Source organism: Bradyrhizobium sp. S3.12.5 (assembly GCF_040548225.1).
Taxonomy (GTDB): Bacteria; Pseudomonadota; Alphaproteobacteria; order Rhizobiales; family Xanthobacteraceae; genus Bradyrhizobium; species Bradyrhizobium cytisi.
The window spans coordinates 87,767-109,819 of record NZ_JBEPRF010000024.1; the positions used below are offsets into that span (position 1 = coordinate 87,767).

A 22,053-nucleotide genomic window follows, 5' to 3' on the forward strand; every position below is an offset into this window, starting at 1 on the left:
AACGCGGAATACCAATCAACCGAACAAAACGTACTTTGCAAACCGTACTTCGAAGGAGAACTAAATGTCCGTCGTTATCCGCCTCGCCCGCGCAGGCACCAAGAAGCGTCCCGTCTATCACGTCGTCGTCGCCGACTCGCGCTTCCCCCGCGATGGCCGCTTCATCGAGCGGCTCGGTCACTTCAACCCGCTGCTGCCGAAGGACAACGAGACCCGGCTCAAGCTCGACATGGACAAGGTGAAGGCCTGGCTCGCCAAGGGCGCGCAGCCGTCGGACCGCGTGTCCCGCTTCCTCGACGCCGCCGGCGTCAAGAAGCGCGAAGCGCGCAACAACCCCGAGAAGGCCGTGCCGCGCAAGGAGCGCAAGGCGCAGGCCGAAGCCGCTGCGAAGGGCTAAGGCTCATCCATGTCGGCGCTGATCTGCGTCGCGCGGATCGGCGCCGCGCATGGTGTGCGCGGCGCGGTCAAATTGTGGACCTTCACCGAAGATCCCTTTGCCGTTAAGCGCTACGGTCCGCTTCTCTCCAAGGACGGCAAGCGCCAGTTCGAGCTGGCGCAGGCCCGCGAAGCCAAGGACCATCTGGTCGCGACCTTCAAGGGCGTCGCGACCCGCGATGAGGCCGAGCGCCTCAACGGAATCGAACTCTATGTCGCGCGCGAAAAACTGCCCGCGACCGATGAGGACGAATATTACCATGCCGATCTGATCGGGCTCGCTGCCGTCACCACAGATGGCGGTGCGCTCGGCCGCGTGCTCGCGATCCATAATTTCGGTGCCGGCGACATCATCGAGATCGCGCCCCTCAAGGGCGCGACGATGCTGCTGCCGTTCACCAATGCGATTGTGCCTGAGGTCGACATCGCCGGCGGCCGCGTCGTGATCGAGCTGCCGCAGGAAGTCGAAGGCGAGGATCCCTCTCCGGGTCGTCCCGGCGAAGGCCGGGACCCATAACCACGAGACGTGTTTTTTCGCTAAGCTGATGGCCCCGATCATCGCAAAACGGACTGCGGTGGTGATGAGTCCCGGCCTTCGCCGGGACGACGGAATTTTTAGAAGCACGATGACAAACCCCTCACCCTGGCGCGCGACGGTGCTGACGCTGTTTCCGGAGATGTTTCCGGGGCCGCTCGGCGTGAGCCTGGCCGGCCGGGCGCTGACCTCCGGCGTGTGGGAGATCGAGGCGCGGGACATCCGGGCTTCCGCCACGGACCGTCACCGCAGCGTCGACGACACTCCGGCCGGCGGCGGCCCGGGCATGGTGCTGCGGGCGGACGTTCTGGCGGCGGCCATCGACGCCGTGGAGGTCCGTCCCGACCGGCCGAAACTGCTGATGAGCCCGCGCGGTCGGCCATTGACCCAGGCCCGTGTCGCCGAGCTCGCCCAGGGCCCCGGCCCCCTGATCGTCTGCGGGCGGTTCGAGGGGGTCGACCAGCGGGTGATTGACGCCCGCGCCCTGGAGGAGGTCTCGATCGGCGATTACGTGCTCTCGGGGGGCGAAATCGCTGCGATGGCCCTGATCGACGCCTGCGTCCGGCTGCTGCCGGGGGTGATGGGCAAGGAAGCCTCGGGAACCGAAGAGAGTTTTTCCGACGGCCTCCTTGAGTACCCCCAGTACACCCGTCCGCAGTTGTTCGAGGGGGTTCCGATCCCAGAGATCCTGACCTCCGGAGACCACGCCAAGGTCGCGGCCTGGCGGCGGACGCAATCCGAGGCCCTGACGGCGGCACGGCGTCCCGATTTATGGGCCCAAATCCCCCCCAAGGCCCCGAATCGGCCCGGACGCCAAAAAACGGCAAAAAACAAGACGGACGGGTGACAAACGCTCCGGCTTGCCTTATAGGAGCGGCCACATCCGCAATGGCTGGATAGACGAATTTCGCGCAGCCCCCGTTTCCAAGGCTGGGCGCGCCGATGGAGATTTACCCATGAACCTGATTCAGCAGCTCGAAAAAGAGCAGTTCGACAAGCTCTCCGCCACCAAGGACATTCCGGAGTTCGGTCCCGGCGACACCGTGATCGTCAACGTGAAGGTGGTCGAAGGCGACCGCACCCGCGTGCAGGCCTATGAAGGCGTTTGCATCGGCCGTTCCGGCGGTGGCCTCAACGAGAGCTTCACCGTCCGCAAGATCTCCTACGGCGAGGGCGTGGAGCGCGTGTTCCCGGTGATGTCGCCGATGATCGACTCGATCAAGGTGGTGCGCCGCGGCAAGGTGCGCCGCGCCAAGCTCTATTACCTCCGCAATCTCCGCGGCAAGTCGGCCCGCATCGTCGAGAAGACTGAGCACAAGGCCGCCGTCAACGAGTAAGCTCCGCTACCAGACGAGTTTCGAAAAGCGCGGGGCTTGGCCCCGCGCTTTTTTGTTGCGTCAGCCGTGCGCGTCAAAGCCCTCGCGATTCCAGATCTCCCTGCTATATATTCCTGGAATGTTTCCAGATCTGACCTGCCTCGTAACCCCCCAGCGCATCGTCATCGACGATCGCTCGCGGCTGCCTGGCCGGTTCTTCGGACGCTTCGCGACCTCGGCAACGTCAGAGCTTAGTCCCGCAGCTTAAAGGCTGCGCTCAAGGCTGCCCTGTTGCCCCGCGCGAACCCGCGCATATCCACTGACATACATTGTTCGGAGCTTAAGCTCATGTCCAAGCCGACCACTTTATACGACAAGATCTGGAACGACCATCTGGTGCACGAAGCCGATGACGGCACCTGCCTGCTCTACATCGATCGCCATCTGGTGCATGAGGTCACCTCGCCGCAGGCGTTCGAAGGCCTGCGCGCCACCGGCCGCAAGGTGCACGCCCCCGAGAAGACGCTCGCTGTCGTTGACCACAACGTGCCGACCACCGACCGCACCAAGCCGAACCCGGATCCGGAGAGCATCGAGCAGATCAAGGCGCTCGCCGACAACGCCAAGGAATTCGGCATCGAATATTACAACGAGTTCGACAAGCGCCAGGGCATCGTCCACGTCATCGGCCCCGAGCAGGGTTTTACCCTGCCCGGCACCACGATCGTTTGCGGTGACAGCCACACCTCGACGCATGGTGCGTTCGGTGCGCTCGCCCACGGCATCGGCACCTCCGAGGTCGAGCACGTGCTGGCGACGCAGACGCTGATCCAAAAGAAGGCGAAGAACATGCGCGTCAGCGTCGACGGCAAATTGCCTGAAGGCGTGACGGGCAAGGACATCATCCTCGCCATCATCGGCGAGATCGGCACCGCGGGCGGCACCGGCTATGTGCTGGAATACGCCGGCGAGGCGATCCGCGCACTGTCGATGGAAGGCCGCATGACGGTCTGCAACATGTCGATCGAAGGCGGCGCGCGTGCCGGTCTCGTCGCGCCCGACCAGAAAGCCTACGACTTCCTGCGCGGCCGTCCGAAGGCGCCGAAGGGCGCGGACTGGGATGCGGCGATGCGCTACTGGGAGGGCTTGCGCTCCGACGAGGGCGCGCATTTCGATAGCGAGCTGCGGCTCGATGCAGCCAAGCTGCCGCCGATCGTGACCTGGGGCACGAGCCCTGAGGACGTGATCTCGGTGACCGGCATCGTGCCCGATCCCGACAAGATCGCGGACGAGGCCAAGCGTCTCTCCAAGCATCGCGCCTTGAAGTACATGGGCCTGACGGCGGGGACCAAGATCACGGACATCAAGCTCGATCGCATCTTCATCGGTTCCTGCACCAACGGCCGCATCGAGGATTTGCGCGCCGCCGCCAAGATCGCGGAAGGCAAGCACGTCTCTGGCCATGTCAACGCCATGGTCGTGCCGGGCTCCGGCATCGTGAAGGAGCAGGCCGAAGCTGAGGGTCTGGACAAGATCTTCATCAAGGCCGGCTTCGAATGGCGCGAGCCCGGCTGCTCGATGTGCCTCGCCATGAACCCGGACAAGCTGGCCCCGGAAGAGCGCTGCGCCTCGACCTCGAACCGCAACTTCGAGGGACGCCAGGGTTTCAAGGGCCGCACCCATCTGGTGTCGCCCGCGATGGCCGCAGCGGCTGCGATCGCGGGTCACTTCGTTGACGTCAGGGAGTGGCGCTGAGCCACTGCCTGCAATCGTGGGTCATCGAATAAACAAAGGGCGCCGCCGCGGCGCCCTTTCCATTTTGATCGTGGTAGCCGCCGTAGTGGATGCCGCCGTAGCGCAAGCCGCCGCCATGATGAACGACGCTGCTCGCGTCACCACCACGGCCCGTAGCCGAACACGAACGGCGCGGGCACGCCGTAGGGATAGGGACGGTAACCAACGGGCCGCGCATAATAGTGCGGATCGGGACGGCGAGAAGTAGGCGCGAACTCGTATCGCACATGCCGCCGCGCATCGAACACCGCGCGCCCGGCGGAGGCATCCGGCAGCTTCGTCACCCTCTGCGCCGCGAAAACGTGAGGCAGGCCGGCGGCGAGCGCAACAACAACGGCCAGTGCGATCCATCTCGTCATGACGACCTGGTGATGCCAAATTCAGCCGCGACGCCAGTAGCAACTCATATGCGGCACGATCACCGTGCCGCTCGGCCGGAATTCCTGCACATAGGTGGCGTTGCACTCGCGGACCGCATCCGGGCCCGGGTTGTAGCGCGGATAGACGCCGTCCGGGGTGTAATAGGGGGTGACGCGCAGGCGGGTCTGGGGGCGCTTGCGCGGCGGCGGGACGTCGTCGGGCGCGACCACCTGGGCCATGCGAACCACGGTGCCGGCAGGCTGCGCAAAGGTCTGGGCATGTGCACCAACGCAGACTTGCGAAAACAACCCCATGCACAGTAGCGTCAGCGCTGTTTTTCCTCGCATTTTTCCGCCCACCTGAACCATCCTCACCGAGGCCTCAAGCTCCCCGTTTTGGCGGCGCCCGTCAACCTCGCTGCCCTTATAAAGCCGGATGCATCGCTGCGGAACCCGCGCTAAGAACAACCCCATGTGGACGGACCTGAAAGCACCCTCGCTGGCCGAGATGGAGGTGACGGCGCACGACATTTTCGAGCGCCTGCCGGCGGGATTCCGCGGCCTTTGCGAAGGCCTGATCATCCGCGTCGATGACTTCCCCACCGAGGAGGTCCTGGACGAGATGCAATGCGACAGCGAGTTCGACCTGCTCGGCCTGTTCCAGGGCGTCGGCCTGCCCCAGCAGAGTTTTGGCGACGTGGCGCGGCTGCCCAACATGGTCTGGCTCTACCGCCGGCCGATCCTGGACTACTGGGCCGAGCACGACGAAAGCCTCGGCCATATCGTCCGTCACGTCCTGATTCACGAAATCGGCCACCATTTCGGCCTCTCGGACGACGATATGGCGGCGATCGAGGCTCGGGCAGACTAGGTCTGCCGAAATCGGTCTAGGATTCGACCCCCGATCGCGATAAATACGCGGTCCCTAACCACTCTCGGGAAGCGCAACCATGGACAAGTTCACTACGCTGGAAGGCGTCGCGGCGCCGCTGAAGATCATCAATGTCGACACCGACATGATTATTCCGAAGCAGTACCTCAAGACCATCAAGCGCACCGGGCTTGGCAAGGGGCTCTTCTCCGAGCAGCGCTACAAGGACGACGGCAGCGAGAACCCGGATTTCGTCCTCAACCAGCCCGCCTATCGCAACACGAAGGTGCTGGTGGCCGGCGACAATTTCGGCTGCGGCTCGAGCCGCGAGCACGCGCCCTGGGCGCTGCTCGATTTCGGAATCCGCTGCGTGATCTCGACCTCGTTCGGCGACATCTTCTACAACAACTGCTTCAAGAACGGCATTCTGCCGATCCGCGTTGCCCAGGAAGACCTCGACAAGCTGTTCGACGACGCCGAGCGCGGCGCCAACGCGACGCTGACGATCGACCTGCCGAACCAGGAGATCCGCGGCCCCGATGGCGGCAAGGTCAAGTTCGAGATCGACCCGTTCCGCAAGCACTGCCTGATCAACGGCCTCGACGACATCGGTCTCACCATGGAGAAGAAGGCCTCGATCGACACCTATGAAGACAAGCTCAAGCGCGAACGCGCCTGGGCCTGAGATCGACGTTCAGTTTTGAGCCCCGGTGCTGTCCGCGCCGGGGCTTTTTCTTTGCCCGCGATATCCGCTTCTGTTCGAGCATGATCTTATCGGAAAACCGCTGCACACTTTTCCGGATCATGCTCTAAGCTTCCCTCATGCTGCCCGAGATCGTCACCTTCTGGCATGGCCCGATGGACGCGCTGCGCCAGACCTGTCTGCGCTCGCAGCTGGCTGCCGGCCACAAGGTCACGGTCTATAGCTTCGACACCATTCCTGGTCTTCCGGCGGGCGTCGGCAATGCCGATGCCGAGGCAATCCTGCCGCATGCGTTCTCCGAGCGACTGCGGCCGCCGCAGCCGGACGGCAGCTGGCGCGACTGGACCACGCTGCAGTTCAGCGACTTCTTCCGCATGAAGCTGATGGCGAAGGGTCTCGGCCTCTGGCTCGATGCCGATGTGCTGCTGCTCAAGCCCGCCGAGATCGATCCGGCAAAGCCGTACTTCGCCTGGGAGCGGCCACGCCAGCTCGGCAATTCCGTGATCTATCTGCCGCCGCAGCACCGCATCGTCGCGGCCTTCGAAGAGCTGATGGAGCAGGAGGAGCTGACGCCGAACTGGCTGTCGGTTCGCCACCGCATCACCTTCCTGATGCGCCGCCTGCGCGGCGGCTCGAATCGCCTGTCGGACATTCGTGTCGCGATCTTCGGGCCGGCGGCACTGACCGCGCTCGCGCGCCGCACCGGCGAATTGAGATGCGCGCTGCCGAAGCAGTCGTTCTACGCCGTGCACGCCGAGCCAAAACTGTTCTTCGATCCCTCGAGCTATCTCGGCCTCGTCACCGACCCCGAGATCATCGGCCTGCACATCTCGCCTAAGGGCCGCGGCGGCGAGAAGCCGATCCCGGGCAGCCTGTATGCGTGGGCGACGGAGCGGTTTTCGTAGCTCTCCCTCGTGTCCCGGACGCGGTGCGGCGCGAAGTGCCGCTCCGCAGGGCCGGGACCCAGCAACACTGCGAGATGGGTCCCGGCTCTGCGCAGCAGCGTACCGGACGATGCTCCGCATCGCCGGGAACGCTGCAGCGCGTCCGGGACACGAGATCGATCGCTAACGCCACGAACTGCCGCAAATGCTCACTCGATCGCGCCGACGTCGCGCCGCGCTAACGCGGGTCCGATAAGCGTTGGAACTGAGTGAGCCGGATTGGTATGATGTCGAGTATCCTGGCTCGAACGATATCGCATGACTAATTTTGCCAAGAGCGAGACGAGGAAACGGCGATGGCCTTACCGCTTGGCTGTTATCCTGTTCGCCTATCTGGCCCTGGCTTACATTCTGGTCCCCACCTTGTGGATTCACCACGAGCACGAAGCTGGGCTCGCTTCGTTGCCGATGATCACCAGGACGTCGGACGATATCCCTGCTGATCCCCTGAACGTTGGACTTGTTGGCAACGACGAGGACGTCGTCCGCGCAATGAATGCGGCCGGATGGTTTGCGGCCGATGCTGTGACGCTGCGCTCGAGCATCGAGATCATCGGAAGCGTGGTGCTGGATCGGCCATATCGGAGCGCTCCGGTCAGCCCGCTCTACTATCTTGGAAAGAAGGAGCAATACGCTTTCGAGAAGCCGGCAGGGCGCAGCGCCGATCGGCGAAATCATGTTCGATTCTGGAAGGCCCTTGAGAAGGGCGATGATGGTCGCCCGGTTTGGCTCGGTTCGGCGACTTTCGATCGGGGCGTCGGCCTGAGCCACGACACGGGACAAGTCACCCATCACATCGCGGCCAGCATCGATGCCGAGCGAGATCTCTTGATGGCCGACTTGCGCGCGGCACGTGTCGTCGGCAGTTTCTTTCAGATCTCGGGCATAGGCCCAACTCTGTTCGGCCGAAACGGGGGTGGCGACCCCTACTACACGGATGGCGAGATACACGTTGCCGTCCTGGTGCCGGGAGCAGCAAATGGGCCTGCGGATCCGCCGACCATTCCACCGCCATCTCTCATCGCTCTGAAAGATGCCATATGGCACGGCATCGCTCAGAAAGCCGCAGGCACGCCCTAGCCCTTGCCCATCGCCGCGATCGCGTCCGCCATCTCGATCGTGCTGCGCGCCATGTCGGCGTGCAGGCGCTTCTGCTGCGCGACATAGAGCCGGTCTGCTCGCTGTGCCATCAGAAGGCACGCTGCAATCTGGAGCCGGTCACCGGCACGGCCGTTGAAAATTACCGCGGCTGTTGCAACAACGCTTCGACGCCGGAAACACTCGATCGCGCAGACGTCGCACCGCACTGAGGCGATGGCCTGACGGAGTTAGAGCGCCCCCCTTCGGGCGCACGCGTCGCGCTGGGCGAATCCCTTCACGAGCTTTCGACAGGCGCGATAGCGCTCTTCCATCGTCGTCCCGCTGACACCCGCCGGAGCACTTGATTCGGTCTTGTCTGCTCTCTTGGCGGCATGAGGCTGCGAGCTTCTCTCCTGCTTCGCTGCCGGCTCGGTATCCTTCGGCATCGACACAAGCTGCCAGATCGGTCGAAGCTCTATGTTTGCCGTCTCCGACGTAGAATTCTTATTCACCGAAGAGAGCGCAAGGACGTTCTTCTCCAGCTTGACCGACACTGGCGTTCCGTCGATCGAAAATTTATTGTCGGTGATATACTCCGCGAACGATCTGTAGCCCGGCTGGTCTTTCACCCACGACCCCTTCGTCGGCGGCCCCCACAGATAATATCCCTTGGCCAACCCCGTATCAGAGACATCCGTGATGATCAGCATCGCATAGCGCCCCTTGCCATTCGACCATCCAAGCTTGTTGGACCACACTCCAACGAATCGGGAAGCGGCTTTGAGCGGGACGTCCTGGCTGGACGCGATCGTGAAACTCGGCAAAATGAGTTGCTGAGCTGCTGCGACGGCCGCAACTTTCTGGCTATCCTCGGGCGTAAATAGATTTCGATCGGCGGTCCTGGAATCCGTCCCCTGACGTCCGCTCGCGTCCGATGCCGCAAGGGCGGTCGGAGCCGATACCGCAGCAACCTCGGTGGCCTTGAGATTCTTGATCCGCTGCCGCGCTTCCGCGGCATAATTGCTGCGGGGATACCTGATCAGAAAGTCCTCGTAGAGACCTGCCACGTTCGATGTCTGGATCGCCAGCCAGAACTGCTCGTCTTCCGCGGCAGTCGCAGATACAGGTGTCGGAGTTGACACGGCCGGCGCCTGAGCGCCCGCGACAGGCACTTTCAGGTAAATCTCTTCCTTCGACAGCGAGCCATACACGAAAGGCTGCTGTTCGCGCTTGGTCGCCGCCATCACGTCGTCGCGAACCCGGCGAAACAGAAACGATATCTCGAGGCCCGGTGTTTCGATGTGGCGCAGCAGCGACGCCGTGAAAGGGCTATTCCGGCCGTCGCCATCGCTTGCCGTGGTCCCGTCGCGAGCGGAATACGCGATCAGAACGTTGTCGGATGGTTCGGTCGGCGCGAGTCCGCGAGCCACGGCCCGGTTGCTGATCGAGCGCTTCATCTTCGCGGCAAAGGGGTTGTTGCGACACGCATCGAGTATCACGAGGCCCAATTTCCGTGCCTTCGAAACCTGCAGGCTCACCGAGCGCAGGCTGATGGCCTCGCTCTCGATGTCGGTATCGCTGCGCAACTCCGCGCTGACGGGGATCAGCCAGTTCTCGCCGGCGACCTCCATGCCGTGCCCGGCGTAAAACACGACGGCGAGATCGGCTCCTTCGGCAGAGCGGCCGAACTCGACGACGGCCTTCCTCATGTCTTGTGCGTTCGCATTCTTGATCTGAGTGACCTTGAAATCGAGCCGCTCCAGTGCGCGGCCGATGTCCACCGCATCGCGGGTCGGATTCGCCAACTCGGGCACCTTCTCATAGGCGCCGTTGCCGATGACAAGCGCAACTCGAGCCTGCTGCGCGAGCGCCGGCTGGCCGAACCAAAGTGATGTGACGAGAAGGATCGCCGCCCCAAAGAAACGCATCAAATGTTCGCCCGGATCAATATCGGTGAAGCGTAGCATCCCTTTTCACCACCGCAACGGGAAAAGACGGGATCATGAGATTCCAAGGAATCGCCGCACTCCGGCAACAGGCTCGATGTTCGCTCCGTTTGAGCGTGACTGCGTTTACTAGCCCTTCCCTATCGCCGCGATCGCGTCCGCGATCTCGATCGTGCGCTTCGCCATGTCGGCGTGCAGGCGCTCGACCATCGCACCATCCAGCCGGATCGCGCCGCGCGAGACGTTTTCCGGCAGCTCGAACGCCGCGATGATCTTTCGGGCGCGCGCGACTTCCTCCTCGGGCGGGGTGAAGATGGCGTTGCAGGCTTCGATCTGAGAGGGGTGGATCAGCGTCTTGCCGTCGAAGCCGAGATCGCGGCCTTGCGCACATTCGGTGGCAAAGCCGTCGGGATTGTTGATGTCGCTGTAGGGGCCGTCGAGAATCTCGAGGCCGTGGGCGCGCGTCGCCAGGATGCAATGGGTGATCATCGGGATCATCGCGGCGCGGCCGGGCAGCATCTTGATCCGCGTCTCGCGCGAGATGTCGTTCGGGCCGAACACGAAGCCGGAGAGGCGCGTCTTCGGATCGCGGCCGGCTTCGGCCAGCTCCTCGGCATGCAGCACCGCGCGCGCGGTCTCGATCATGGCCCAGACCTTCACCGTCGGCGCGGCGCCGAGCTCGGCGAGGTGGCGGCCGATGGTCTGGAGATCCTCGATACTTGAGACCTTCGGAACCAGGATGCCGTCGGGCGAGGCCTTGGCGGCCATCGCAACGTCATCGGCCCACCATTGCGTGTCGAGGCCGTTGGTCCGGATCAGGATCTCGCGCTTGCCGTACCCTTTTGCGGCGATCGCGGCAGCGATGCCGTCGCGCGCCACCGCCTTGGCATCGGGGGCGACGGAATCCTCGAGATCCAGGATGAGGCCGTCGGCGGGGACAATCCGCGCCTTTTCAAGGGCGCGGGGGTTGGAGCCGGGCATGAACAAATGGCTGCGGCGCGGGCGGGTCATGCGACGTTCCTTCCGGTTTGCTCGTCTCTATTATGGCCGAAGCCGATAGCACCTGGCCTGCCTATTCGAAAGGCTTGTTCGCGCTATCGGTATATGATTAGGCATAGGCCATGATCGCGTTCCCGAAGCATTTGCTGGAAGGCTACCACGCCTTCGCCACCCAGCGGCTGCCGGCCGAGCAGAACCGCTATCGCGAGCTGTCGGTGAAGGGACAGTTCCCGGAAGTGATGGTGATCGGCTGCTGCGACAGCCGTGTCGCGCCGGAAACCATCTTCGACGTCGGCCCGGGCGAATTGTTCGTGGTCCGCAACATCGCCAATCTGGTGCCGGTGTATCAGCCCGACGGCAACGCGCACGGCGTCTCGGCCGCGCTGGAATATGCCGTGAAGGTGCTCAAGGTGAAGCACATCGTCGTGCTCGGCCACGCGCAATGCGGCGGCATCCGCGCCTTCGTCGACAAGATTGAGCCGCTGACGCCCGGCGACTTCATCGGCAAATGGATGCAGATGTTCATCAAGCCGGGCGAAGTGGTCGAGCAGCGCGACCGCGAGACCATGGCGCAATTCGTCGAGCGCATCGAGAAGGCCGCGGTGTTCCGCAGCCTGGAGAACCTGATGACGTTCCCGTTCGTGCGCAAGGCGGCCGAGAGCGGCGAGATGCAGCTGCACGGCGCCTATTTCGGCGTCGCCGAGGGAACGTTGTTCGTGCTGGACCAGGCGGCGAAGGAATTCAGAAGCGTGCGCGACGCGGCGTAAGCCTTCCGCGGCTTGGCTCGAATTCGTAGGGTGGGCAAAGGCGCAACGCGCCGTGCCCACCATCTTTTCCGGTTGTTACGAAAGTGGTGGGCACGCTTCGCTTTGCCCACCCTACGGACTGCCGCCTCAAATGCGATCGTCGTCCCGGACAAGCGTAAGCGCAAATCCGGGACGACGAGAGGAGTGAGCGAAGCCTTACGCCGCCTTCTTCTTCGCGCTGATCAGCTTGCGGTTGATCAGGACTTCCGCGATCTGAATCGCATTGAGGGCTGCGCCCTTGCGTAAGTTGTCCGACACGCACCACAGCACGAGGCCGTTCTCCACCGTCGCGTCCTCGCGGATGCGGCTGATATAGGTCGCGTCCTCGCCGGCCGCTTCATACGGCGTGGCGTAGCCGCCAGCCTCCTGCTTGTCGATGACGAGGCAGCCCGGCGACTTGCGCAGGATGTCGCGCGCTTCGTCGGCGCTGATCGGGTTCTCGAACTCGATGTTGACGGCTTCGGAATGGCCGACGAACACCGGCACGCGCACGCAGGTGGCGGAGAGCTTGATCTTGGGATCAAGAATCTTCTTGGTCTCCGCCATCATCTTCCACTCTTCCTTGGTGTAGCCGTCCTCCATGAAGACGTCGATGTGGGGGATGACGTTGAAGGCGATGCGCGTGGGAAACTTCTTATTGACCAGCTCCTGGTTGGTGTAGACGGCCTTGGTCTGCGAGAACAGCTCGTCCATCGCGTCCTTGCCGGCGCCCGACACCGATTGATAGGTCGAGACCACGACGCGCTTGATCGTCGCCTTGTCGTGCAGCGGCTTCAGCGCGACCACGAGCTGCGCGGTCGAGCAATTCGGGTTGGCGATGATGTTCTTCTTGGCGAAGCCCTTGGTGGCGTCGGCGTTCACTTCCGGCACGATCAGCGGCACGTCCGGATCCATGCGCCAGGCCGAGGAATTGTCGATGACGACGGTGCCGGCGGCACCGATCTTCGGCGACCATTCCTTCGACACCTCGCCGCCCGCCGACATCAGGCAAATGTCGACGTCGGAGAAATCGTAATGCTCGAGCGCTTTGACCTTCAGGGTGCGGTCGCCATAGGAGACCTCGACGCCCATGCTGCGGCGTGACGCCAGGGCCACGACCTCGTCCGCAGGAAATTTGCGCTCATCGAGGATATTGAGCATTTCCCGTCCGACATTGCCGGTCGCGCCGACGACTGCGACTTTGTAACCCATCGTTCACTCTCCGATGAAAAAGCCCGTTCCTGAAGCTGACGCTTAAACAGGAAGAGCAGCGCTTCTATGCGAGAACCGGCCTCAAGACAACGTTGGACCATGCCTGAAGGCCGTGGATGCAGTCGCCTGAGGCCGGCACGGCCGCAACCCCCACCCAGATCCATCTGGCGCTCGCCAATTTCGCCGACGAGGTCGTCGGCACGCTGGCGCGCCTGCTTGCCTATGTGGGGACGCTCGCCCTGTTTGCCATCCTCGCGCTTGCGGGTCTCGGCCAGCTGCCGGATCTGCGCGACGATGGGCCCGGGGAAAAGCCCGGCTGGGCTGTCGCGGAGCGCTCGCACCCGGCCTTTGCCCTCAACCGGCTTGATTCATCCGAGAAAACAGCCTCTTACACCATCCTACGGCATCCTGAGGGCGGTCGCCGCGACGTGATGCGCTGGACCGGCGCTGCTGACAAGCCCGTGGCCGAGCTCGAGATCTACCGGGAAGGCAGCGAATTCGACGTGACGCGGCCGGCGACCGCGGGCCTCGCCGTCCAGATGGGCCTGGGTGCGGCGACCGCGCTCGAGCAGGCCGGCCTGATCGACACCAAATTCGGACCCGTCGCCCTGTTCCGGCCATCAGGCACAGCGGATGGGACGCCGGCGTGCCTCAGCTACCTCAAGCGCAACGAGGAGCCTGCGCTGCAGATCTCCGGCTTCTCCTGCCAGGGCGACACCATGCCGGCCCGGCGGGCGGCGATCGCCTGCACCCTGAACCGGCTGACGCAGCTCGCCTCGGGCAACGAGCCAAAGCTCGCGGAATTGTTCGCCCATGCGGAGCTGAAGCGCCGCGCCTGCGATTCCCAAGGCTCCTCCCAAGGCTCCGCCGACTGGCTGCTGGGCGCCGCCAACGCACAATTGCGCGGCGCGCTTTGACCGGCATCAAGCTCAAGTCACTGGTATCGATGCAACTTTTGCCGGCACGCACGATTATTCCGGGCTGGTGTGACTGAATTGACCTAGTTGCGACCGCCCCAGCCGGGCTAGTATGGGGTGAAATCGACTGGCGGCTTGCCGCCTGAAGGGGACGTGATGAGCTCGAATTTTTTTGCCGCGAACAGACTGGCGACGTTGCTTGCGGCGGGCGCCGTGGTTGCGATGGCCTTCGCGACACCGGCTTCGGCCGATACCAGGACCAAGCAGCGCTATGACGATCGCGGCCGGCCCGTTTACGGTCCGAGCGGCCCCAATGCGGTCTACCAGCAAGGCCGCACCCGTATCTATGTGAGCAAGCGCTCCTGGCTCGACGGCGGCACCGAGGTCAATCCGGGCGACCGCAAGTTCAGCGACTACGCCTTCCCGCCGGCCGTCGGCTATCCGACCTTCGCCCGCGAGAACAACAACCGCCCGATCGATCGCCAGCCGCTGCCCACGCCGGCCGATCTCGGCGGCTATCCGCAGAATTTCCCGCTCTACTGAGGCGGACGTCGCGACCGAATCAAAAGGCCGGGCTCACGCCCGGCCTTTTTGTTTTTGCGAGATCTTGTAGGGTGGGCAAAGGCGCCCTTGCGCCGTGCCCACCATCTCTGCGCAGTCTCAATAAGAATGGTGGGCACGCTTCCGCTTTGCCCACCCTACGATTGCGATGCAGCCTTACGCGTGCAGCTTCTGCAATTCCTTCAGGATCGCTTCGCCCATCTGCGTGGTCGAGGCGGCGGTGGTGCCTTCCGACTTGATGTCGGCGGTGCGCAGTCCGCTGGCGAGCACGGCGGCGATCGCGGCGTCGACCTTGTCGGCGAGCGCGCCCATGTCGAAGGAATAGCGCAGCGCCATGCCGAACGACGAGATCATCGCGATCGGATTGGCGAGGCCCTTGCCGGCAATGTCGGGCGCCGAGCCGTGCACGGGCTCGTACAGCGCCTTGCGCTTCTTGCTCTTGACGTCGACCTCGCCGAGCGAGGCCGAGGGCAGCATGCCGAGCGAGCCGGTCAGCATCGCCGCGATGTCGGACAGCATGTCGCCGAACAGATTGTCGGTGACGATGACGTCGAACTGCTTCGGCGCCTTCACCAGCATCATGCCGCCGGAGTCAGCAAGCTGGTGCTCGAGCGTGACGTCAGGGTATTCGCGCTTGTGGACCTGGGTCATGACCTCGTTCCAGAGCACGCCCGACTTCATGACGTTGCGCTTCTCCATCGACGTCACCTTGTTGTTGCGCTTCCTGGCAAGCTCGAAGGCGACGCGGCCGATGCGCTCGATCTCATAGGTGTCGTAGACCTGGGTATCGATGGCGCGCTTCTGGCCGTTGCCGAGATCGGTGATGGTCTTGGGCTCGCCGAAATAGACGCCGCCGGTGAGCTCGCGCACGATGACGATGTCGAGGCCTTCGACCGCCTCGCGCTTCAGGCTGGAGGCATCGGCCAGCGCCGGATAACACACGGCCGGGCGGAGGTTGGCGAACAAAGCGAGATCCTTGCGCAGGCGCAGCAGGCCGGCTTCGGGGCGCACCTCGTAGGGCACCGCATCCCATTTCGGGCCGCCGACCGCGCCGAAGATGATGGCGTCGGCGGCCAGCGCCTTGGCCATGTCGCCCTCGGAGATCGACACCTTGTGGGCGTCATAGGCCGAGCCGCCGACGAGGCCGGTAACGGTCTCGAATTTGGCGATCCCGGCCGAATTGAGCCAATCGATCAGCCGCTTCACCTCGCCCATCACCTCGGGGCCGATACCGTCGCCGGGGAGCAGCAGCAATTTGTGGGTCGCCATGGTCGTTTCCTTCTTGATCCTCTGTCATTCCGGGGCGCGAGCAAAGCGAGCGAGCTATGATGCGCAATTGCGCATCAGAGAATCCATCGGGCCACACAGCAAGTGGCGGAATGGATTCCGGGCTCGCGCCAAGAGGCGCGCCCCGGAATGACAGGTCGGCGGGAGTGCTAGAGCGGCGTTGCGCGCTTGGCAAGACACCATTGCCGCCGCGCCGCTGTGCAAGGCGGGCGGGGCCTGCCACACTGCGTCGGCCGGAGAACCCCTTGCACGCTCCTGACCGCCCTCCACCCGACGCACATCCCGCGCGGCTGATCCTGACCCTGTCGCTGGCCGCAACCGTCGGGCTCGGCATCGGCCGCTTTGCCTATGCGCTGGTGCTGCCTGACATGCGGGAGGACCTCGGCTGGTCCTACTCGGCGGCCGGTTTCATGAACACCATCAACGCCGTCGGCTACCTCGTGGGCGCGCTGGCAGCGTCCCGGCTGATCCAGCGCGTCGGCTGGTCGGCGGCGATCCGCGGCGGAACATTGGCCTGCCTCGCCGCGCTGGCGACCTGCGCGCTGACAGGGAATTTCATCGCGCTGAGCCTGGCGCGGCTGGTGCTCGGTGTCGGCGCCGCGGCGGGCTTCGTCGCCGGCGGCGCATTGGCTGCGACCATCGCGCAGTCGCGCCCCGAGCGGGCCAATTTCCTGCTGAGTCTCTTTTATGCCGGCCCCGGCATCGGCATTCTTTCCTCCGGGTTGATCGCGCCGTTCACCCTGCAGCATTTCGGGCCGGGCTCGTGGTGGATGGTGTGGTGGGCGCTGACATTACTGTCGGCCGCAATGACCGTGCCGCTGTTCCTGGTCCGGATCGAGAGCGGCGCGCGTTTCCACGAAGGCAGCCACGCCGCCTTCGCGATTCGTCCCGTGCTGATCTATCTCGCCGCCTACTTCCTGTTCGGCGCCGGCTACATCGCCTACATGACCTTCATGATCGCCTATGTGCGCGATGGCGGCGGCGGAGCCGCGGCGCAGGCGGGATTCTGGGGCCTGATCGGCATGAGTGCGTTCGTGACGCCCTGGGCCTGGCGTCGCGTGCTCGCGCTCGACCGCGGCGGTCTCGCCACCGCGATCATTCTCGGCACCAATGCGATCGGCGCCGGCCTGCCGATGCTCGGACACTCGACGGCGTGGCTCGCAACCTCGGCGGTGGTGTTCGGCGTCGCCTTCTTCGCCGTGGTCGGCTCGACGACGGCCTTTGTCCGCTTCAACTATCCGCCCGAGGTGTGGCCGCGCGCGATCGCGGCGATGACGATCTCGTTCGGCGTCGGCCAGACGCTCGGGCCGATCGTGGTCGGCGCGATCACGGATGCGCTGGGGAGCCTGAGTTACGCGCTGAATGTCTCGGCGGGGTTGCTGGCGTTGGGGGCGGTGGCGGCGTTGTGCCAGCGCAAGGTGGGGCCGACACCTAGCTCCCACTAAACGAATTATATCCCTGGTCTTCCCAGTAGCCGCCCTTGTAGTCGTTGGTGACTTCCATCGAGACCACGTATTTCGGGTTCTTGAAGCCGAGCTTGGTCGGCACGCGGATCTTCATCGGAAAGCCGTAGGCGCGCGGCAAGATTTCGTTGGCGTATCTGAACGTCATCTGCGTCTGTGGATGCAGCGCGGTGCGCATGTCCAAAGGCGAGTTGTAGCCGTCCTTGTCGGCGCACTGGAACCAGACGTATTTCGCGCGCGTGTCGGCGCCGATCAGCTTGAGGAAATCGCGCAACGGCGTGCCGGTCCAGCTGCCGATTGCGCTCCAGCCCTCGACGCAGATGTGACGGGTGATTTGCGTGACCTGCGGCAGCTTGTAGAGCTCCGGCAGCGTCCACGACTTCTTGTTGTCGACGAGACCGCGCACCTCGAGCTTCCAGGCGTCGCCATCGACGTCCGGAGCGTCGTCGAGATCGTAATAGGCGTTGAACGGGAACGGCTTTGTAATCGCGCTCTCGGGAAACGTCGGCGCCAGCGCGTCGGGATTGAAGATGAAATCCTGCACGGCGTCGTTGAACTTCGAGACCTTCGCCAGCAGTGCTTCGGCCGAAGAGGAATCGACCACGTCGCAGCCGGTGAGCAAGGTCAGCGCGCCGAGGCTGGCGCCGCCCGCGATGAAGCGGCGGCGGGTGACATCCGGCATGGTCTTGAGGGAGTCCTTGATCAGCAGCCGCTTGTCGACGCCGGGGATCAGGAATGAACGCTTGGCCATATCTGCTCTCCCTCTCTAGCGACCGATGATCATCGCGCGCAGGCTTTTCGGCACCAGCAGCGCGAGCAGCACGTGAATGACGATGAAGGCGCAGATCGCGGCCATGCAGAAGAAATGGACGTAGCGCGCGGTCGGATAATCGCCGAACAGCGTCACCAGCCAATGCAACTGCACCGGCTTCCACATCGACAGGCCGGACAGCACGATCAGCACGCCGACGACGATGATGCCGGCATAGAGCGCGCGCTGCACGTAATTGTAGACGCTGAGATCGTCATGGCTGAGCTTGAAGGTCAGGGCAGCCCGGACGTCGTGGAGCACGCCAGATGGCGTGATCGGCAGCAGCTTCTTGGCGAAGCGGCCGGTGGCAAAACCGGTAATGAGATAGGCGAGGCCATTGATCATCAGGAGCCACATCGCCGCAAAGTGCCAGAGCAGGCCGCCGCCGAGCCAGCCGCCCAGCGTGTACTCCCGCGGGAAGCTGAAGCCGAACAGTGGCGAGGCGTTGTAGATCTGCCAGCCCGACAGGATCATCAGGATCATCGCGACGGCGTTGGTCCAGTGCATCACCCGGACCCAGACCGGCTGGATCGTTTTGGCCGGGGTGGCCCCGACGTGCTCGTCGGTGACTGTGAGGCTTGCCATGATGGTTCCGTCCTGAACGTCGTCTGATGCCGATTATACGCCGATGCTTCCGCTTTCGTTACGCCCCTGCGGGCATCGAATCGATACCGCCGGACTCTGGTGGTCACAAAAAAGCGAGCCGGGCACCCCCGGCTCGCCGTTTCGTCGCATCCGGTTTGGGGGATGAAACCGGACCTCGCGGTGTTACGCCGCCGGCATCAGCACGGTGTCGACCACATGGATCACGCCGTTGGACTGGTTGACGTTGGAGATCGTCACCATCGAGGTGCCGCCCTTGGCGTCGACGATCCAGACCTTGCCGTCCTGCTTCTTGATCGTGAGCTCCTCACCCTCGACGGTCTTGAGCTTCTTGCCGTCGGTGAGGTCGGAAGCCTCGAGCTTGCCGGCCACCACATGATAGGTGAGGATCTTGGTCAGGGTCGCCTTGTTCTCGGGCTTGACCAGGGTGTCGACAGTGCCGGCCGGCAGCTTGCCGAAGGCGGCGTTGGTCGGCGCGAACACCGTGAACGGGCCCTTGCCTTCCAGCGTCGGCACCAGGCCGGCCGCCTTCACCGCCGCCACGAGCGTGGTGTGGTCCTTCGAGTTGACGGCATTCTGGACGATGTTCTTCGAGGGGAACATCGCGGCGCCGCCAACCATGACGGTCTTTTCCTCGGCGCGGGCCGGCGCGATGATTGTCGCGGTGATGGCCAGCGCGCTGAAGGCGGCGGCGGTGAGATAGGCAATGCGCTTCAACATGGAGAAACTCCCGATGATTGTGGCCAGCGGTGTGCCCGCCGGCGTTTGCGTTGGGGCAACAACGGCACCTGCGACAGTTTGACGTGAAGCAGTCACGCGTCGTTGGTCCGAACTACGGGAGCGTCTGCGAAACGGTTTCGAGCAATAATTTATCGTGATGCGTGAAACTATGGGCGGGGGAGTTCGTGTAGTGGCTCCGCCGTCATTGCGAGGAGCCCTTGCGACGAAGCAATCCAGACTACCTCCGCCGATACATTTCTGGATTGCTTCGCTTCGCTCGCAATGACGAACTCGGGGCTCCGACCGCGCCTCAATCCCTGCTCAACGGTGTCTGGATGAAGCCGCGATTATGCGTCGGGCTGATCAGGAGCTCGTTGATGCAGACGCGCGGCGGCATCGACGCGATGAAGGCGATGGTGCGGCCGAGATCTTCGGACTGCAGCATCATCGCCTGCTCCTCCGCGCTCGGCACCACCGGGCGCAGCTTCAGGATCGGCGTCGCCACCTCGCCCGGCATCAGGCAGCAGGCGCGCAGGCCATTGACGCATTCGTCCATGTTGAAGGAATGGGTCAGTGCCAGCACCGCATGCTTGGTCGTGGTGTAGGCCGGGCCCGGCATTTTCGAGACGTGGCGGCCGGCCCATGACGAGACGTTGATGATCGAGCCGTCCTGCTGCTTGCGCATCGTCGGCAGCACCGCGCGCATGCAATAGAGCACGCCGTTGAGATTGACCTGGACCAGCCTGTCCCAGCCGTCCAGCTCCATGTCCTTCCAGCTCCGCTTGGGGACATTGATGCCGGCATTGTTCACGAGCAGGTCGATCCGGCCGTGCCTGGCGACGATCTGATCGGCCGCCTTCTGGGCCTCAGTGGCGCTTGACACGTCCAGCGCCAGCGCCTCGGCCACCCCGCCCGCCTTGGTGATCTTCGCGGCCACGGTCTCCAGGGCATCCTTGCGGCGGCCGGAGACCACGACGATCCAGCCGTCGGCCGCGAGCGCCTCGGCGCCGGCCTCCCCGATCCCGCTGCCGCCGCCCGTCACCCAGGCCACGCGTTTCCCGTTTTTTGCCATGCCAACTGTCTCCGTTGCTTCTTCGGGGCGGTTTTTGCTAATCCAGCCCTCGGTTTTGACCGGCCTTGTCAGTCTTGCGGTCGAGGAAATCTTGCATGAACCAAGCAGCCAACGCCAACCTGTTTTCCCGCCTGTTTGACGGCCTGGACAATCCCCAGCGTCTCGCCATCGAAACGCAGGACGGCGCCCATATCAGCTATGGCGATCTGATCGCGCGGGCCGGGCAGATCGCGAATGTGCTGGTCGCGCGCGGCGTGAAGCCCGGCGACCGTGTCGCGGTGCAGGTGGAAAAATCCGTCGCCAATATCGTGCTGTATCTCGGCACGGTCAGGGCCGGCGCGGTCTACCTGCCGCTCAACAGCGCCTATACGCTCAACGAGCTCGACTATTTCATCGGCGACGCCGAGCCCTCGCTGGTGGTCTGCGATCCCTCCAAGGCCGACGGCCTCGCCCCGATCGCCGCCAAGGTGAAGGCCAAGGTCGAGACGCTTGGACCTGACGGCAAGGGCTCGCTGACGGATGCCGCAGCGACGGCGAGCAGCGAGTTTGCGACGGTCTCGCGTGCCAACGACGATCTCGCCGCGATCCTCTACACGTCGGGCACCACCGGCCGCTCCAAGGGCGCGATGCTCAGCCACGACAATCTCGCGTCGAACTCGCTCTCGCTGGTCGGCTATTGGCGCTTCACCGACAAGGACGTGCTGATCCACGCGCTGCCGATCTACCACACCCACGGCCTGTTCGTGGCGACCAACGTGACGCTGTTTGCGCGGGCGTCGATGATCTTCCTGCCGAAGCTCGATCCGGACCTTATCATCAAGCTGATGGCGCGCGCCACGGTGCTGATGGGCGTGCCGACGTTCTATACGCGGCTGCTGCAGAACCCCGCGCTGTCGCGCGAGACGACCAGACACATGCGGCTGTTCATTTCGGGCTCGGCGCCATTGCTGGCCGAAACCCATCGCGAATGGTCGGCGCGCACCGGCCATGCTGTGCTCGAGCGCTACGGCATGACCGAGACCAACATGAACACGTCGAACCCCTATGACGGCGAGCGCGTGCCCGGCGCAGTCGGCTTGCCGCTCCCCGGCGTCACCGTGCGCGTGACCGAGCCCGAGACCGGCAAGGAGCTGCCGCGCGACGAGATCGGCGTGATCGAGGTCAAGGGCCCGAACGTCTTCAAAGGTTATTGGCGCATGCCGGAGAAGACCAAGTCCGAATTCCGTCCCGACGGCTTCTTCATCACCGGCGACCTCGGCAAGATCGACGACAAGGGCTACGTCCACATTCTCGGCCGCGGCAAGGATCTCGTGATCTCCGGCGGCTTTAACGTCTATCCGAAGGAGATCGAGAGCGAGATCGACGCCATGCCCGGCGTGATCGAATCCGCCGTGATCGGCGTGCCGCACGCCGATTTCGGCGAGGGCGTCACCGCGGTGCTGGTCTGCAACAAGGGGGCTGACGTCAGCGAAGCCGCAGTGCTGAAGGCGCTCGACGGGCGCCTGGCAAAGTTCAAGATGCCCAAGCGCGTCTTCGTCGTCGACGAGCTGCCGCGCAACACCATGGGCAAGGTGCAGAAGAACGTGCTGCGGGATACGTACAAGGATATTTACGCGAAGAAATGAGGGGGCTTTTGCTCT

General features: G+C 64.0%; 24 protein-coding genes. 14 read left to right on the forward strand and 10 right to left on the reverse strand.

Annotated features, from left to right (window positions below; all coding sequences use genetic code 11):
- The first annotated feature begins 64 nt into the window (after positions 1 to 64).
- The 5 genes from rpsP (at position 65) to leuC (ending at position 4,041) form a co-directional block, all read left to right on the forward strand.
- Positions 65 to 397, forward strand: coding sequence for a 30S ribosomal protein S16 (rpsP, locus tag ABIC09_RS29675; RefSeq protein ID WP_100181398.1), 333 nt, complete (start codon positions 65 to 67; stop codon positions 395 to 397).
- A 9-nt stretch (positions 398 to 406) separates the two neighbouring features.
- Positions 407 to 952: a ribosome maturation factor RimM gene (gene rimM, locus ABIC09_RS29680; RefSeq protein ID WP_148756084.1), complete on the forward strand. Its 546-nt coding sequence runs from the start codon at positions 407 to 409 to the stop codon at positions 950 to 952.
- Between the two features lie 109 nt (positions 953 to 1,061).
- Entirely contained in the window at positions 1,062 to 1,817 is a 756-nt protein-coding gene (trmD, locus tag ABIC09_RS29685) for a tRNA (guanosine(37)-N1)-methyltransferase TrmD (protein WP_354111493.1), read from the forward strand.
- Positions 1,818 to 1,926: 109 nt separating this feature from the next.
- Complete coding sequence (gene rplS, locus ABIC09_RS29690) at positions 1,927 to 2,307, forward strand: 50S ribosomal protein L19 (RefSeq protein ID WP_148756083.1); 381 nt, start codon at positions 1,927 to 1,929, stop codon at positions 2,305 to 2,307.
- Between the two features lie 327 nt (positions 2,308 to 2,634).
- Entirely contained in the window at positions 2,635 to 4,041 is a 1,407-nt protein-coding gene (leuC, locus tag ABIC09_RS29695) for a 3-isopropylmalate dehydratase large subunit (protein WP_354111468.1), read from the forward strand.
- Positions 4,042 to 4,178: 137 nt separating this feature from the next.
- Here leuC and ABIC09_RS29700 read toward each other — a convergent pair whose 3' ends face one another.
- Both ABIC09_RS29700 and ABIC09_RS29705 read right to left on the reverse strand, forming a co-directional pair.
- A complete protein-coding gene (locus tag ABIC09_RS29700) occupies positions 4,179 to 4,439 on the reverse strand; it encodes a hypothetical protein (protein ID WP_354031138.1) in 261 nt (86 codons plus the stop codon).
- 21 nt (positions 4,440 to 4,460) lie between these two features.
- Positions 4,461 to 4,754: a hypothetical protein gene (locus ABIC09_RS29705; RefSeq protein WP_354111494.1), complete on the reverse strand. Its 294-nt coding sequence runs from the start codon at positions 4,752 to 4,754 to the stop codon at positions 4,461 to 4,463.
- Between the two features lie 157 nt (positions 4,755 to 4,911).
- On the opposite strand from ABIC09_RS29705, the gene ABIC09_RS29710 reads away from it, so the two are divergent.
- The 4 genes from ABIC09_RS29710 to ABIC09_RS29725 all read left to right on the forward strand — a co-directional run bounded on the left by ABIC09_RS29710 (position 4,912) and on the right by ABIC09_RS29725 (position 8,037).
- Complete coding sequence (locus ABIC09_RS29710) at positions 4,912 to 5,310, forward strand: metallopeptidase family protein (protein ID WP_148756079.1); 399 nt, start codon at positions 4,912 to 4,914, stop codon at positions 5,308 to 5,310.
- A gap of 79 nt (positions 5,311 to 5,389) precedes the next feature.
- A complete protein-coding gene (gene leuD, locus ABIC09_RS29715; protein WP_027543922.1) occupies positions 5,390 to 5,995 on the forward strand; it encodes a 3-isopropylmalate dehydratase small subunit in 606 nt (201 codons plus the stop codon).
- A gap of 137 nt (positions 5,996 to 6,132) precedes the next feature.
- Positions 6,133 to 6,918, forward strand: a complete 786-nt coding sequence (locus ABIC09_RS29720; protein WP_354111469.1) for a glycosyltransferase family 32 protein — start codon at positions 6,133 to 6,135, stop codon at positions 6,916 to 6,918.
- Positions 6,919 to 7,215: 297 nt separating this feature from the next.
- Positions 7,216 to 8,037 (forward strand): LssY C-terminal domain-containing protein, encoded by an 822-nt coding sequence (locus tag ABIC09_RS29725; protein ID WP_354111470.1) that lies wholly within the window; start codon positions 7,216 to 7,218, stop codon positions 8,035 to 8,037.
- Between the two features lie 248 nt (positions 8,038 to 8,285).
- Here ABIC09_RS29725 and ABIC09_RS29730 read toward each other — a convergent pair whose 3' ends face one another.
- Both ABIC09_RS29730 and ABIC09_RS29735 read right to left on the reverse strand, forming a co-directional pair.
- Positions 8,286 to 10,004: a caspase family protein gene (locus ABIC09_RS29730; RefSeq protein WP_354111471.1), complete on the reverse strand. Its 1,719-nt coding sequence runs from the start codon at positions 10,002 to 10,004 to the stop codon at positions 8,286 to 8,288.
- A gap of 108 nt (positions 10,005 to 10,112) precedes the next feature.
- Positions 10,113 to 10,994 carry an HpcH/HpaI aldolase/citrate lyase family protein gene (locus ABIC09_RS29735; RefSeq protein ID WP_354111472.1) on the reverse strand — a complete coding sequence of 294 codons (882 nt, stop codon included), beginning with the start codon at positions 10,992 to 10,994 and terminating at the stop codon, positions 10,113 to 10,115.
- 110 nt (positions 10,995 to 11,104) lie between these two features.
- Here ABIC09_RS29735 and ABIC09_RS29740 point away from each other — a divergent pair, with 110 nt between their 5' ends.
- Complete coding sequence (locus ABIC09_RS29740) at positions 11,105 to 11,749, forward strand: carbonic anhydrase (RefSeq protein ID WP_354111473.1); 645 nt, start codon at positions 11,105 to 11,107, stop codon at positions 11,747 to 11,749.
- Positions 11,750 to 11,944: 195 nt separating this feature from the next.
- On the opposite strand, the gene ABIC09_RS29745 is transcribed toward ABIC09_RS29740, so the two are convergent.
- Positions 11,945 to 12,979 carry an aspartate-semialdehyde dehydrogenase gene (locus ABIC09_RS29745; RefSeq protein WP_354031145.1) on the reverse strand — a complete coding sequence of 345 codons (1,035 nt, stop codon included), beginning with the start codon at positions 12,977 to 12,979 and terminating at the stop codon, positions 11,945 to 11,947.
- 116 nt (positions 12,980 to 13,095) lie between these two features.
- On the opposite strand from ABIC09_RS29745, the gene ABIC09_RS29750 reads away from it, so the two are divergent.
- Together ABIC09_RS29750 and ABIC09_RS29755 are read left to right on the forward strand one after the other, a co-directional pair.
- Positions 13,096 to 13,896 (forward strand): hypothetical protein, encoded by an 801-nt coding sequence (locus ABIC09_RS29750; protein ID WP_354085975.1) that lies wholly within the window; start codon positions 13,096 to 13,098, stop codon positions 13,894 to 13,896.
- Positions 13,897 to 14,052: 156 nt separating this feature from the next.
- Complete coding sequence (locus ABIC09_RS29755) at positions 14,053 to 14,439, forward strand: hypothetical protein (protein ID WP_148756069.1); 387 nt, start codon at positions 14,053 to 14,055, stop codon at positions 14,437 to 14,439.
- 174 nt (positions 14,440 to 14,613) lie between these two features.
- On the opposite strand, the gene leuB is transcribed toward ABIC09_RS29755, so the two are convergent.
- Complete coding sequence (gene leuB, locus ABIC09_RS29760) at positions 14,614 to 15,726, reverse strand: 3-isopropylmalate dehydrogenase (protein ID WP_354111474.1); 1,113 nt, start codon at positions 15,724 to 15,726, stop codon at positions 14,614 to 14,616.
- 263 nt (positions 15,727 to 15,989) lie between these two features.
- Between leuB and ABIC09_RS29765 the strand changes: the two genes are divergently transcribed.
- The gene (locus ABIC09_RS29765) at positions 15,990 to 17,189 is read left to right on the forward strand and encodes a YbfB/YjiJ family MFS transporter (protein ID WP_354111475.1); all 1,200 of its coding nucleotides are present in this window, start codon (positions 15,990 to 15,992) and stop codon (positions 17,187 to 17,189) included.
- Here ABIC09_RS29765 and ABIC09_RS29770 read toward each other — a convergent pair.
- From ABIC09_RS29770 to ABIC09_RS29785, 4 genes are all read right to left on the reverse strand, one after another.
- Positions 17,176 to 17,958 (reverse strand): molybdopterin-binding protein, encoded by a 783-nt coding sequence (locus tag ABIC09_RS29770; RefSeq protein WP_354111476.1) that lies wholly within the window; start codon positions 17,956 to 17,958, stop codon positions 17,176 to 17,178. The two genes, ABIC09_RS29765 and ABIC09_RS29770, sit on opposite strands and share 14 nt — an antisense overlap.
- A 15-nt stretch (positions 17,959 to 17,973) precedes the next feature.
- Complete coding sequence (locus ABIC09_RS29775) at positions 17,974 to 18,603, reverse strand: cytochrome b/b6 domain-containing protein (RefSeq protein WP_354111477.1); 630 nt, start codon at positions 18,601 to 18,603, stop codon at positions 17,974 to 17,976.
- A 183-nt stretch (positions 18,604 to 18,786) separates the two neighbouring features.
- On the reverse strand, positions 18,787 to 19,341 hold the full coding sequence (locus ABIC09_RS29780; protein WP_354111478.1) for a fasciclin domain-containing protein: 555 nt from the start codon (positions 19,339 to 19,341) through the stop codon (positions 18,787 to 18,789).
- A 310-nt stretch (positions 19,342 to 19,651) separates the two neighbouring features.
- On the reverse strand, positions 19,652 to 20,413 hold the full coding sequence (locus ABIC09_RS29785; protein ID WP_354111479.1) for an SDR family oxidoreductase: 762 nt from the start codon (positions 20,411 to 20,413) through the stop codon (positions 19,652 to 19,654).
- A gap of 95 nt (positions 20,414 to 20,508) precedes the next feature.
- Here ABIC09_RS29785 and ABIC09_RS29790 point away from each other — a divergent pair, with 95 nt between their 5' ends.
- Complete coding sequence (locus ABIC09_RS29790; RefSeq protein ID WP_354111480.1) at positions 20,509 to 22,038, forward strand: malonate--CoA ligase; 1,530 nt, start codon at positions 20,509 to 20,511, stop codon at positions 22,036 to 22,038.
- Positions 22,039 to 22,053 lie beyond the last annotated feature (15 nt).

Excerpts from the sequence above, each read along its gene's own strand:
- rpsP (WP_100181398.1), top strand. The coding sequence starts at position 65 with ATGTCCGTCGTTATCCGCCTCGCCCGCGCAGGCACCAAGAAGCGTCCC.
- rimM (WP_148756084.1), top strand. The coding sequence starts at position 407 with ATGTCGGCGCTGATCTGCGTCGCGCGGATCGGCGCCGCGCATGGTGTG.
- trmD (WP_354111493.1), top strand. The coding sequence starts at position 1,062 with ATGACAAACCCCTCACCCTGGCGCGCGACGGTGCTGACGCTGTTTCCG.
- rplS (WP_148756083.1), top strand. The coding sequence starts at position 1,927 with ATGAACCTGATTCAGCAGCTCGAAAAAGAGCAGTTCGACAAGCTCTCC.
- leuC (WP_354111468.1), top strand. The coding sequence starts at position 2,635 with ATGTCCAAGCCGACCACTTTATACGACAAGATCTGGAACGACCATCTG.
- ABIC09_RS29700 (WP_354031138.1), bottom strand. The coding sequence starts at position 4,439 with ATGACGAGATGGATCGCACTGGCCGTTGTTGTTGCGCTCGCCGCCGGC.
- ABIC09_RS29705 (WP_354111494.1), bottom strand. The coding sequence starts at position 4,754 with ATGGGGTTGTTTTCGCAAGTCTGCGTTGGTGCACATGCCCAGACCTTT.
- ABIC09_RS29710 (WP_148756079.1), top strand. The coding sequence starts at position 4,912 with ATGTGGACGGACCTGAAAGCACCCTCGCTGGCCGAGATGGAGGTGACG.
- leuD (WP_027543922.1), top strand. The coding sequence starts at position 5,390 with ATGGACAAGTTCACTACGCTGGAAGGCGTCGCGGCGCCGCTGAAGATC.
- ABIC09_RS29720 (WP_354111469.1), top strand. The coding sequence starts at position 6,133 with ATGCTGCCCGAGATCGTCACCTTCTGGCATGGCCCGATGGACGCGCTG.
- ABIC09_RS29725 (WP_354111470.1), top strand. The coding sequence starts at position 7,216 with ATGACTAATTTTGCCAAGAGCGAGACGAGGAAACGGCGATGGCCTTAC.
- ABIC09_RS29730 (WP_354111471.1), bottom strand. The coding sequence starts at position 10,004 with ATGCTACGCTTCACCGATATTGATCCGGGCGAACATTTGATGCGTTTC.
- ABIC09_RS29735 (WP_354111472.1), bottom strand. The coding sequence starts at position 10,994 with ATGACCCGCCCGCGCCGCAGCCATTTGTTCATGCCCGGCTCCAACCCC.
- ABIC09_RS29740 (WP_354111473.1), top strand. The coding sequence starts at position 11,105 with ATGATCGCGTTCCCGAAGCATTTGCTGGAAGGCTACCACGCCTTCGCC.
- ABIC09_RS29745 (WP_354031145.1), bottom strand. The coding sequence starts at position 12,979 with ATGGGTTACAAAGTCGCAGTCGTCGGCGCGACCGGCAATGTCGGACGG.
- ABIC09_RS29750 (WP_354085975.1), top strand. The coding sequence starts at position 13,096 with ATGCAGTCGCCTGAGGCCGGCACGGCCGCAACCCCCACCCAGATCCAT.
- ABIC09_RS29755 (WP_148756069.1), top strand. The coding sequence starts at position 14,053 with ATGAGCTCGAATTTTTTTGCCGCGAACAGACTGGCGACGTTGCTTGCG.
- leuB (WP_354111474.1), bottom strand. The coding sequence starts at position 15,726 with ATGGCGACCCACAAATTGCTGCTGCTCCCCGGCGACGGTATCGGCCCC.
- ABIC09_RS29770 (WP_354111476.1), bottom strand. The coding sequence starts at position 17,958 with ATGGCCAAGCGTTCATTCCTGATCCCCGGCGTCGACAAGCGGCTGCTG.
- ABIC09_RS29775 (WP_354111477.1), bottom strand. The coding sequence starts at position 18,603 with ATGGCAAGCCTCACAGTCACCGACGAGCACGTCGGGGCCACCCCGGCC.
- ABIC09_RS29780 (WP_354111478.1), bottom strand. The coding sequence starts at position 19,341 with ATGTTGAAGCGCATTGCCTATCTCACCGCCGCCGCCTTCAGCGCGCTG.
- ABIC09_RS29785 (WP_354111479.1), bottom strand. The coding sequence starts at position 20,413 with ATGGCAAAAAACGGGAAACGCGTGGCCTGGGTGACGGGCGGCGGCAGC.
- ABIC09_RS29790 (WP_354111480.1), top strand. The coding sequence starts at position 20,509 with ATGAACCAAGCAGCCAACGCCAACCTGTTTTCCCGCCTGTTTGACGGC.